Source organism: uncultured Helcococcus sp. (genome assembly GCF_946998255.1).
In the GTDB taxonomy this organism is placed as follows: domain Bacteria; phylum Bacillota; class Clostridia; order Tissierellales; family Peptoniphilaceae; genus Helcococcus.
This window is the reverse complement of record NZ_CAMPYN010000041.1, coordinates 1-11731: the sequence shown is the minus strand read 5'-3', so window position 1 is coordinate 11731 and position 11731 is coordinate 1. Positions and strand designations below refer to the sequence as shown.

The 11731-nt window shown below is 31.1% G+C and carries 10 protein-coding genes and 1 tRNA gene; all 11 read left to right on the top strand.

Annotation, left to right across the window (positions count from 1 at the left end; genetic code table 11):
• The first annotated feature begins 150 nt into the window (after positions 1 to 150).
• Positions 151 to 237: transfer RNA gene (locus tag Q0U66_RS04420), tRNA-Leu, on the top strand.
• A gap of 131 nt (positions 238 to 368) precedes the next feature.
• Complete coding sequence (gene gpmA, locus Q0U66_RS04415; RefSeq protein WP_297377850.1) at positions 369 to 1118, top strand: 2,3-diphosphoglycerate-dependent phosphoglycerate mutase; 750 nt, start codon at positions 369 to 371, stop codon at positions 1116 to 1118.
• Positions 1119 to 1436: 318 nt separating this feature from the next.
• Positions 1437 to 4010, top strand: a complete 2574-nt coding sequence (locus tag Q0U66_RS04410; protein ID WP_297377848.1) for an ABC transporter permease — start codon at positions 1437 to 1439, stop codon at positions 4008 to 4010.
• Positions 4011 to 4018: 8 nt separating this feature from the next.
• Positions 4019 to 4732 carry an ABC transporter ATP-binding protein gene (locus tag Q0U66_RS04405; protein WP_297377846.1) on the top strand — a complete coding sequence of 238 codons (714 nt, stop codon included), beginning with the start codon at positions 4019 to 4021 and terminating at the stop codon, positions 4730 to 4732.
• 164 nt (positions 4733 to 4896) lie between these two features.
• Complete coding sequence (locus Q0U66_RS04400) at positions 4897 to 5670, top strand: hypothetical protein (protein ID WP_297377844.1); 774 nt, start codon at positions 4897 to 4899, stop codon at positions 5668 to 5670.
• 24 nt (positions 5671 to 5694) lie between these two features.
• Positions 5695 to 7020 carry a histidine--tRNA ligase gene (gene hisS / locus Q0U66_RS04395; RefSeq protein ID WP_297377842.1) on the top strand — a complete coding sequence of 442 codons (1326 nt, stop codon included), beginning with the start codon at positions 5695 to 5697 and terminating at the stop codon, positions 7018 to 7020.
• The gene (gene thrS, locus Q0U66_RS04390; protein ID WP_297377840.1) at positions 7010 to 8914 is read left to right on the top strand and encodes a threonine--tRNA ligase; all 1905 of its coding nucleotides are present in this window, start codon (positions 7010 to 7012) and stop codon (positions 8912 to 8914) included. Before hisS ends, thrS begins: the two co-directional genes overlap by 11 nt.
• 184 nt (positions 8915 to 9098) lie before the next feature.
• On the top strand, positions 9099 to 9638 hold the full coding sequence (gene infC / locus Q0U66_RS04385) for a translation initiation factor IF-3 (protein ID WP_297377852.1): 540 nt from the start codon (positions 9099 to 9101) through the stop codon (positions 9636 to 9638).
• A gap of 9 nt (positions 9639 to 9647) precedes the next feature.
• Positions 9648 to 9839: a 50S ribosomal protein L35 gene (gene rpmI, locus Q0U66_RS04380; protein WP_297377838.1), complete on the top strand. Its 192-nt coding sequence runs from the start codon at positions 9648 to 9650 to the stop codon at positions 9837 to 9839.
• A gap of 10 nt (positions 9840 to 9849) precedes the next feature.
• Entirely contained in the window at positions 9850 to 10203 is a 354-nt protein-coding gene (gene rplT, locus Q0U66_RS04375; protein WP_297377836.1) for a 50S ribosomal protein L20, read from the top strand.
• A 122-nt stretch (positions 10204 to 10325) separates the two neighbouring features.
• On the top strand, positions 10326 to 11731 hold a 1406-nt coding region (locus Q0U66_RS04370), incomplete at its 3' end, for an AAA family ATPase (RefSeq protein ID WP_297377834.1).

Genomic DNA, 11731 nt, shown 5'->3' with positions numbered 1-11731 from the left:
CTAAACTACCTAATAATTTTCACAAAATTTTTTAAAAAATTTCGTGTTTTCTGTTATACTTATATATGTGCTTTATTCGACAAGAATTTACAACATCAAAAGTATTAACTTAACCTTTACATTGCCTAAAAAAATAAAAATATAATATTAGTCTAAGTGGTGGAACTGGCAGACACGCTATCTTGAGGGGGTAGTGGGCGAAAGCCCGTGAGAGTTCGAGTCTCTTCTTAGGCACCATAAGCAAAGCTTCTATTTAATGTTAAATAGGAGCTTTTTTTATAAGTTTTTATGGACAAGTGTATTCTTTAGGATTATAATTAAATTAGATATAAAGAACTATAAAATTAGGCTAACCTAAGGAGGTTTATATGACATATAAATTAGTTATGGTTCGTCATGGAGAAAGTGAATGGAACAAGGAAAACCTATTTACCGGATGGACCGATGTAGAATTATCAGAAACAGGTGTTAAGGAAGCAATTAATGGAGGAGAGCTATTGAAAGAAGAAGGATTCAAATTTGATATTTGCTTTACTTCCTATCTAAAAAGAGCTATCCATACTGCAAACTACGTATTAAAAGAATTAGACCAAGAATGGATACCAGTAATTAAAAGCTGGAAATTAAATGAAAGGCATTACGGAGCCTTACAAGGTTTGAATAAAAAAGAAACCGTTAAGAAGTATGGAGACGAACAAGTTCACCTATGGAGAAGATCTTATTCAGTACAACCACCAGCCTTAGAAGCAGATGATAAGAGAAATCCATCCCTACAAGACCAATATAGGAATGTTGATAAAAAAGATTTACCACTAACTGAATGCTTAAAAGACACAGTTGCCAGAGTTGTTCCATATTTTGAAGAATACATCAAACCAGAAATATTAGCTAACAGGCAAGTTTTAATAGCTGCCCATGGTAACTCATTAAGAGCTTTGGTAAAATACCTAGACCATATATCGGATGATGACATCGCAGGCTTGAATATACCAACAGGTATACCTTTCGTATATGAATTAGATGAAGATATGAATGTTATAAGTCGTAGGTACCTTGGTGACCAAGAAGCTGTAAAAGCAAAAATGGAAGCTGTTAAGGCACAAAGTCAAGTGAAATAAAGTACTTTTAATTAAATATAAAATAATTTAATGTAAAATAAACGGAATGCTACTTAAAATATAAAGTAGATTCCGTTTATTTTTATATTTAAGTGAAATTTTGACATAAGCAAGATATTATTATATTATTATAGAAATATTTATTTAATTATAAAAGGATAAATCATAGATATAGCAATAGTAGATAGTAAAAACGAATAATAATACACTAATTACTCGCTATAATGTATAAACTTGTAAGCTATTAGACTTACAAATCTACAATTTCAAACAGGAGGATGATCAAGATCTGTATATTCAGTATTTGATTAAAGACTTATGTTAAAATTTGAGTTAAAAAAAATATTTAAGAAAAACTACTTTATATTCATTACAATATTTGCCTTGTTGACATCTGCCTTTGCCTTGATAAACAATCAAAGTAATGGAAACCCAACTTTTCCTTCAGCTATCGAAATAAATGAAAATGGTGTATATGAAATAAGCACTTTTAGCAATTATATAGATTTGTATTCTAAAGATAATGACCACTTAAGTGAAGAAGACAAAGCTAAAATCGCTGGTGAAATCGATGAAATATATAATTATACTTTGTCTGCTTATATATCAGATGGACCTAGCAATGAAGATAAGGTCGATAAGACAAAATACAAAGCTGAATATATTAGGCAAGTTGAAAGTTTTGAAAAGCTATTAAATAAGTACAATATAAAAGTTAGAAATGATAAAAAATTTCAGTGGGAATGGTTAAAATTTGCAAGTAGCAATATGAAAACTACCAGTGCGAGTCCCATGTCCTACGAAGAAGGGGGAAAATACTTTCCAAACCTGACAAAAAATTTAGTCCATAATCAAAAAGTATTATTTGGTCTTCCTTTAATATTATTTGTTATTATTTTATTTCACAATATTATTTCTGAAGAGCGAGAAAAAGGGACTTATAATCTACTTAAAACGAATGGATTAAATGATTTTACAATATTTAAGAATAAATTTTTCTTATTTATATTGACTTTGATAATATACTTCGCCCTAGTCTCATTTTTTATGATAATCGGATCTATAATTACAGGTCAAGGGGGAGAGTTAGGTTTTTCAGATATTTATAAAGTATTTGACAGCAAGGACCTATCTTATATCAAAGGCTACCAATTATTGATAAGTTTATTCTTATCTTACCTAGCATTATTTACACTTATATCCGCTTTTGTCTTATTTATAAGCTCAAAAGTTAATAATTCTAGAAAGGCATTTGGAATTTTACTTAGTATATTTTGCCTACTAGTATTTATGAATATGTACAATACTTATTCATTTTCATCTTATAATCCTATAAATTTATTAGATTATAAAATGACCTTAACTGGTGGAATTGTAGAGGTATTAGCAGATGATGGACATACACTTATACAAAAAATAAGCCTAGCCAAAGGAATATTGCCTTACATTATTTGCTTAGCTATTTCTATACTATTTTTCATCTTGGCCCTAGTTAAAGTCAATATATTCACTAATGAAAAAACAAAGATTCAAAAACATGCTAAGAAATTAAGCCTAGTAGACTTTGAAATGATAAAAATATATAAATCTCCTGATTTTTACTTATATATTTGCTTATCTTTTGTAGTAGTATTAGCTTTATTTTTCAGACTCAAATTTGAAGATGATAAGCTTAGAGGTGAATACTTGTCTGAGGCAAATAATTCATCTATAGAAGATTTTATAGAAAAAGAAGAAAAAGCCATGCAAGACTTTATAAAAAATAAAGATCTTATCATAAGTGGTGGTGTCAACCTAATAGATAAGCCTATGGAATTATCATTTGAAGAGTATTACGAAATAAGACTTGAGGCATATAAGGATGAAATAAAAAAATTAAAAGACGAAAAAGAAGACTCTATAAAGCTAAAAGAATATTATACTAGTCAAAATGGCAGAGAATATTATAAGTTAAAAGAAAAAATTTACCAAAATGACTTTGGATATTATTCGCCTAGTGATAAGGCTAACTTAGCCTATTCAAAAGCCTCTTATTATGAAGGATCGGCAAGATTAGAAAAATTAGCAGAAATTAACCATAAACCACTTTTGAAAAAATGGATAGTCTACCAATCCAAATTAGAAGAAGGACCTCTAAATACTAAGGCGTTGATTTATGAGAACTTACATTATGAAAACAGTCATTCCTCTATATATTCACTTTATAGGATGTTTAACATATATAAGCTAGATATAATTATGATTATTTTCTTGGTGCTTGTATGTGCTGGTGGCTTTACCAATGATAAAGAAAATGGAAATCAAATTAAGCTATTATTTACCCAGCCTATCAAAAGGAAAGAGATTATAAAAAACAAGTTAATAGCTTCTTTATCGACTTCCTTGGCTATACTAGGCGTGATAGTAGTTTTGGTAATTTTACTTGGCTTTATAACTGAGGGGTTTGGAAATATAAATTATCCTGTAATTTACTATAAAAACACGGTAAAAAATATCGAATTGATAAATGAAAATAATTTAAATTATTTTAGCCTGATACCACTTTACCTATATTTAATTAGACTATTTGTGATTATAATTTTTCAAATAATATTCATGATTTCTCTAGCAATTTTTATATCAATTTTTGTTAGAAGAAAAATAGACGTATTTGTTATATTGACTAGTATTTTAACTTTTGGGCTCTACTTAAGTAAATATTTGCCATATCAGCTAAATTATATAAATCCTTTTTCACATTTAATTGCGAGAAATATTGCTGATGGGTCAATTATTTTCAAAGCATCCTTTGGATTTTATAATATATTTATCAGCATATTAGTCCTATTGATATGGTCCTTTATTTTGACTCATATCAGTGTGAAATTATCTAAAAGTAAAGAAATAAAATGAGGTAGAAAATGAGCATAGTAAAAATTGAAAATATCTCTAAAAGTTATGGTGATAAGCTTATACTAAAAGACTTGAATTTAGAAATATCTAAGCCTGGAATATATGCCTTAATTGGACCCAATGGGTCTGGAAAGACGACTTTATTTAATATACTAGCAAATTTGACTAAGGCTGATTCAGGGGAAGTTTATTTGTTTGATGAAGAAAATGATGAATCATCTATATTTTCTAAAGTGTCTTTTTTAATAGATACCAACATATTATATGGCTACTTATCAGGATTTGACCACTTACTTTTTATTGAATCGGCTCAAAAACTAGATAAAGAAAGAAAAAATATTGTTATAGATAAGCTTAATTTATCATCATTTATTCATAAAAAAGTTTCCCAATATTCTTTAGGAATGAAGCAAAAACTTTTAATAGCAATGACGCTTATGAATAATCCCAGATTAATAATTTTAGATGAGCCCTTCAATGGACTAGATCCAACATCGCTTATACAGATTAGATCTTTGCTAGTAGATCTGGCTAAAGATGGGACTACAATAATAATTTCTTCACACGGCTTAATTGATATTAGCCTTTTGACAGATAATATATTGTTCTTAAAAGATGGTAAGTTGATAGAAGAAGAAATTAAAATGGAAAACAAATACCAATTACTAAAAATAGAAGAAAAGTATTTAGAAGTTTTTCCTGAACAAAAAAATAAAATATAATTTAACATTAAACCCAAAATATAGTATCATACAAGAGTAGCTATATTCTATATTAGTAAGTTTACAGAAATCAAAAAGGTTAGTAATTTTACTAGCCTTTTAGTTTATTATTTTCTAAAAAACATATATAATAGAAGAATAATATTAATCTAAAGGAGAATTATATGGATAATAGACCAGATGATAATAGGTCAAATGAAAATAGACCAAATGAAAATAGACCAGATACTAATAGATCAAGCGAAAATAGATCTAGAAATGAAGATCAAGAAACAAGAAGACAAAGAAGACCTAGACCAGATAGGGAAGGTGGATACTCAAGAAGACCAAGACGAGAAGAACCAGATAATAAATTAATAAAAATTATTATGCTTGTTTTAGCTCTTTTACTTGTTGGAACTATAAGTGTTTACGCAATTAAATTGCTATTTTCAGAGAAACCAAACTCAACTGTAGTTGATAGCCAACACGAAACAAGACTAGAAACTAAAGATGAGTCTAACCGTGAATCACAAGAAGAAACAAGAAGAGAAACAGAAAAAGAAACAGAAAAAGAAACTGTTAAAGAAACACAAGAAGAAACAATAAAAGAAACAGAAAAAGAAACTGTTAAGGAAACAGAAAGAGAAACAAAGAAAGAAACAGAAAGAGAAGTTGAAAGACCAAGCGATAGCGGAAATCAAAACAACCAATCAAGTCAAGTTGATCAAAACAAATTGAAAAACTTTACACCAGTTAAGGTTGGTTCATACAAGAGTACAGCTACTGTAACTGTTTCACAAATACAAAATGCTAATGTAGACCAATTAGTAGATATGATAATCCAAGGTAAACTTGGCTATGGTTGGGAAAGAGTTGACCTATTACAAAAAGCAGGTCTAAACCCAGAATATGTATCAAGCCTAGTAAATAACAAATTAAAACAACTTGGATATTAGGATTAAATAATAAGGTGGAGATTTATGAGTATAGTTAAACCTTCTATTCTTCCAGGCTTTATGGAATTGCTGCCTGAAGAACAGAAACTATTCGATAATATGAAAAATACTATCGAAGAAAATTTTATCAAATATGGATTTGTAAATATTGATACGCCCTTGATAGAAAAAGAAGAAATTCTACTTTCTAAGGGTGGTGGAGAAACCTCCAAGCAAATTTATAGGATAGACAAGGAGTCAACAGCTCAAGCCTTGAGATTTGATTTGACTGTTTCCCTTGCTAGATATGTAGCTATGCATCAAGAAAATCTCCATTTTCCTTTTAGAAGATACCAAATAGGTAAGGTTTACAGGGGGGAAAGAAATCAAAAGGGCAGGTATAGGGAGTTTTACCAATGTGATATAGATATCATTGGTAATGAAAACTTAGACCTAGCCAATGATGCAGAACTACCAAGCCTAATCTTTAATATCTTTAAGGACTTAGGATTTTCAGAGTTGGTTTTTAAGATAAACAATCGTAAATTGTTACAAGGATTTTTAGAATCCTTATCAATAAATAAGTTTGAAGAAGTTTTAAGAACCATCGATAAACTAGCTAAAATTGGTGAAGATAAGACCAAAGACCTTTTAAGGGGATTTGAGATTTCAGATGAAAACATTGAAAAAATCTTCGACTTCATAAGGTCTGAAGATAGCAATGAAAAGTCTTTAGAAAAATTAGATAATTACCAAATTGAAAATGAAAAGTTTAAAGAGGGTGTAAAAGAATTAAAAGAAGTTTACCAATACATGCAAGATTTCAACTTGCCTAGTGAAAATGTAAAGATTGATTTTACAATTACTAGGGGCTTGGATTATTACACAGGTACAGTTTATGAAACCTACCTAAAAGATTATGAGGAAATTGGAGCAGTTTGCTCTGGTGGTAGGTATGATGACCTTGCAAACAACTTTACTAAAAAGAAATTCCCAGGTGTTGGACTTTCTTTAGGCTTAACTAGGTTATTCTATCAATTAAATGAAGCTAGTCTTTTGACAAAGCAAGAAGAAGCAATTGACAAACCTATTTTGGTAATACCAATGGATGAAGAATCTAAAAGATATGCTATAGGATTGGTAAATATTTTGAGAGAAAATAATTTTGCTTCCCAAGTTTACCTAGAAAATGGCAAGGCCAAAAAGAAATTTACCTATGCTGACAGACTTGATGTTGAAAAAGTCATCATAGTAGGTACAAATGAAATTGAAGCAAATGAAGTAACCGTTAGAAATTATATAAATGGTGATCAAAAAACAATTAAAAAAGAAGAGTTAATAGAGTTTTTAGGAGTAGTAAATGAAAATTAGTTTTCCAGATGGAAATGTTAAGGAATTTGAAGAAGGCATACAATTATTAGATGTTGCCAAATCTATCTCAGAAGGATTTGCAAGATCTATAGTTGGAGCTGAGTATAATGGTCAGTTGATGGGATTACAAGAAAAAGTATATGAAGATGGACAAGTAAATTTCTTCAAATATGATAGTGACCAAGCCAAACAACTATTTTGGCATACCACATCACACTTGATGGCAGCAGCCATACAGAAACTTTTCCCAGATGTACTTTTTGCAATAGGACCAGCAATTGAAAATGGTTTTTACTATGATATAGATAGTGACCACCAATTTGTTCCTGAAGATTTAGAAAAAATAGAAAAAGAAATGTTAAAGATAGCTAGAGAAAAACATGACCTAGTTAGAAAAGATATTTCTAGACAAGAAGCCTTAGACTACTTCCAAAAAAGAGGTGACAAGTACAAAGTAGAATTGATAAATGATTTGCCAGAAGATGCAAATATTTCTATCTATGAATTAGGTGACTTTATAGACCTTTGCAAGGGACCTCATTTATTAAATACAAAAGATATAAAAGCTGTTAAATTACTTTCAATAGCAGGTGCTTATTGGAAGGGAGATAGCAACAACAAGATGTTGCAAAGAATCTATGGTATCTCATTCAACAAACAAGCTGAGCTTGATGAATACCTAAATATGCTTGAAGAGGCTAAGAAGAGAGACCACAGACTTTTAGGTAAACAAATGGACTTATTCATGTTTGCTGAACAGGGTCCAGGGTTCCCATTCTACCTACCAAAGGGTATGATTCTAAAAAATCAATTACAAGATTACTTATTAGAATTATTAGACAAGGCGGGCTATGGTCAAATTTCTACGCCAATGATCTTAAATGAAGAACTATGGCATACATCAGGTCACTGGGACCACTATGCTGAAAACATGTACTTCACAGAAATCGATGAAGAACCATATGCTATTAAACCGATGAACTGTCCAGGTTCAATTCTGGTTTATAAGTCAAGACCACATTCATATAGGGATCTACCTATAAGACTTGGTGAATTAGGATTAGTTCACAGACATGAGTTATCAGGTGCTCTACATGGACTATTTAGAGTAAGAGCCTTCACCCAAGATGATGCGCATGTATTCTGCCTACCATCACAAGTAAAGGATGAAATCAAGGCAATCATGAGCCTAGCAGGTGAAATATATTCTAAATTTGGATTCAAATACAAGGTATATATTTCAACAAGACCTGAAGACTACATGGGTACAGTAGAACAATGGGACAAGGCTGAAAAAGCTCTTATTGAAACTGTAGAAGAATTAAATCTAGACTATGAAATAAATGAAGCAGATGGAGCCTTCTACGGACCAAAGATTGATATTCAATTATTTGACTCGTTAAATAGGCCATGGCAATGTGGTACAGTACAATTAGACTTCCAAATGCCACAAAGATTTGATATTGAATACACCGATGAACACAATGAAAAATCAAGACCAGTTATGATCCACAGAGCTATCTATGGTTCATTAGAAAGATTTATTGGTATCTTGATTGAACACTATGCTGGTAACTTCCCACTATGGTTGGCACCAGTTCAAGCAAGCTTCATACCTGTAAGCGTCGATGTTCATGGAGAAAAGGTAGAAGCAATCTACAAGAAATTTAAAGATGCCGGATTAAGGGTAGAATTTGATGGGAGAAATGAATCAATGGGCAAGAAGATCAGAGATTCACAAACTTCAAAGATTCCTTACCAATTTGTATTCGGTGACAAGGAGCTTGAAGAAAACACCGTTTCAGTAAGAAAATATGGTGAAAAGAAAACTGAAAGCTATGATTTAGATGAGTTTTTACAAGAAATGGTAAAAGCTGTAAAAGCAAGACAATAATATTTGACATAAGCCATTTATTGTTGTATAGTATACAAGTACGAAGAAGAGCTACCTACTCTCACCTAATCGGTTGACCGCATTGGGTTACACTTAATATTGATTTTATTAGGATAGTAGTGTAGGTTTTTGCCTGCGCTACTATTTTTATTTGTAACTATTTAGATAGGTAAGCTGGTATAAAATATTTTTACTATACTTTAGGAGGTATGTTATTAAAGAACTTCAAATAAACGAGCAAATTCGTGTACCAGAAGTAAGACTTATTGCTGAAGACGGCGAACAAGTTGGTATTGTATCACTGGATGAAGCTATGGACAGAGCTGCTCAAGCAAATTTAGACTTAGCACTTATGTCACCAAATGCTAAACCACCAGTTGCAAGGATCATGGACTATAGCAAATATAGATATGATCAAATGAAAAAACAAAAAGAAGCAAGAAAAAATGCTAAAACAGTTAGTGTGCAAGAGATTAGATTATCTCCAAACATTCAACAACATGATATTGAAATTAAGGCTCGAAACGCAAGAAGAATTATTAACAAAGAAGATAAAGTAAAGGTAAGCGTTAGATTTAGAGGAAGAGAAATGGCTCACAAAGATCTAGGTAGAGAAGTACTAGATAAATTCTTTGATGAGTTAAAAGACGTGGCTCAAATCAGTTCAAAACCAAAAATGGACGGTCGAAACATGCATATGATGATCGAACCTAAGAGCGAATAGGAGGAAATTATGCCAAAAATGAAGACACATAGAGGTTCAGCAAAGAGATTTAAGAGAACCGGTACAGGTAAATTAAAGAGATTTAAAGCTTATAAATCACATATCACAGGTAAAAAATCACAAAAGAGAATTAGAAATTTAAGAAAACCAACCCTAGTAAGTAAGGGAGATATGAAAAGAATCGACAAGATGATTCCTTAGGAGGTAATTGATGGCTAGAGTAAAAGGTGCAGTTAATGCAAAGAAAAATCATAAAAAATATCTAAAATTAGCTAAAGGATACAGAGGCGGTAAGTCAAGATTATTCAGAACAGCAAAACAAGCTGTAATGAAATCATTACAATATTCATACATTGGTAGAAAACATAGAAAAAGAGATTTCAGACAATTATGGATTGCTAGAATCAACGCTGCTGCAAGAGCAAACGGCTTAAACTATTCAAGATTTATGAATGGATTGAAAAAAGCTAATATCGATATCAACAGAAAGATGCTTTCTGAAATTGCTATCAATGATCCTCAAGCATTCACACAATTAGTTGAAACAGCTAAGGAAGCTTTATAAGATAGAGGATTTAACCACTAGTTTGACTAGTGGTTTTTTTTATTTGCAAAAAAATTATAATTAGTATATAATCTCGATATTGTATTTTTTTTTGGTCCCTTTTTAAATTTTTGGAGGTATAATTGAATAAAGAACTTCAATTTAATTTTTCTCGTCAATGTCTAGAAACATTGCAAAATGCAAAGAAGAACGTAGAAGAAGCGGGTAAAACCGTAATTGAAAGTCAAGATATACTCTTAGCAGGTTTACAAACCTACGATACCGGTATGTCATACGCTCTAGCTAAATATTCTATTGTAGCTAGCGATATCAAAAATATCATAGAAAAATCCATTATAGTAAAAGATAAAACAGTCTACTCATCAATGATGAGACCAACAAATTCAGGAGCCAAGCGCTTCAATTCCAAATACCAAAACCCAGTAGAATTTATAGTAGAACCAATAGCAGATGAAAAATTAGAAATATTTGGTGACTTAGATGTTTCTAAGTTTGTTTTTGATGCCATAAAATATGGTGATGAGATGTCAAGGTCAAACCCTGAAATTTACCATATTGATACCAGGTATTTACTCATACATTTTTCTGATGTGAACAATTCAAATGCATGTGAAATCATTGAACACCTATTGACTAAAATTGATGTTTTATATGAGCCTTTAACTAGAGGCTTCTTTAGACGCAATATTTCATTGTTTTCTATGCAAATGGATGGCAGCGCTGAAAATAATAAAAAAGAAGAAGAAAGAAGAGCCAATAGATTTCACAACAAGATTAAAGATCCGTCATATTCTATGCTAGAAGAACTAGCTGTTGACATTACTGAAAAAGCAAGATTGGGTCAATTACAAAAAGTTATTGGTAGAGACCAAGAAATCGAACAAATTGAACTCGTATTATCAAGAAGAGACAAAAACAACGTAGCCTTATTAGGGCCCGGAGGTGTAGGTAAATCGGCTATAGCTGAAGGTCTAGCTATAAAAATAGCAAATGGGGACCTACCATCCCTAGAAAATATGAAAATTTTACAATTTAATATGAATGATTTTTCGTCTTTCTCTGATGTATATAGTGGTGAAGCTATTAAAAGATTTGCCGAAGAAATGAAAAAACAAAGAGATGTCATCTTATTTATAGATGAAATTCATTTACTAGGCAGATATAAGTATTTTACTGATACCCTAAAACCCTTGATGGCTAGGGGTGATTTCAGATTGATAGGGGCTACCACACATGCCGAATGGAACTATTATATTAATTCAGACCAAGCTTTAACAAGAAGGTTTGAAATAGTTAATGTAAAAGAACCTAAAGAAGAAGATGCCATAAAGATTATAGAAAATGTTTCTATTCTTTATGAAAACTTCCACAGGATAAATTACTTACCTGAAGCTATTGAGGCAGCTGTTACTCTATCAAACAAGTATCTTCCAGGCTTAGTTTTACCAGACTCAGCCTTGACAGTTTTAGACAATGCTGGTGCGAGAGTTAAGTTGCAAGACCAAGGTCAAAACTATATAAATGAAAA

Excerpts from the sequence above, each read along its gene's own strand:
- gpmA (WP_297377850.1), top strand. The coding sequence starts at position 369 with ATGACATATAAATTAGTTATGGTTCGTCATGGAGAAAGTGAATGGAAC.
- Q0U66_RS04410 (WP_297377848.1), top strand. The coding sequence starts at position 1,437 with ATGTTAAAATTTGAGTTAAAAAAAATATTTAAGAAAAACTACTTTATA.
- Q0U66_RS04405 (WP_297377846.1), top strand. The coding sequence starts at position 4,019 with ATGAGCATAGTAAAAATTGAAAATATCTCTAAAAGTTATGGTGATAAG.
- Q0U66_RS04400 (WP_297377844.1), top strand. The coding sequence starts at position 4,897 with ATGGATAATAGACCAGATGATAATAGGTCAAATGAAAATAGACCAAAT.
- hisS (WP_297377842.1), top strand. The coding sequence starts at position 5,695 with ATGAGTATAGTTAAACCTTCTATTCTTCCAGGCTTTATGGAATTGCTG.
- thrS (WP_297377840.1), top strand. The coding sequence starts at position 7,010 with ATGAAAATTAGTTTTCCAGATGGAAATGTTAAGGAATTTGAAGAAGGC.
- rpmI (WP_297377838.1), top strand. The coding sequence starts at position 9,648 with ATGCCAAAAATGAAGACACATAGAGGTTCAGCAAAGAGATTTAAGAGA.
- rplT (WP_297377836.1), top strand. The coding sequence starts at position 9,850 with ATGGCTAGAGTAAAAGGTGCAGTTAATGCAAAGAAAAATCATAAAAAA.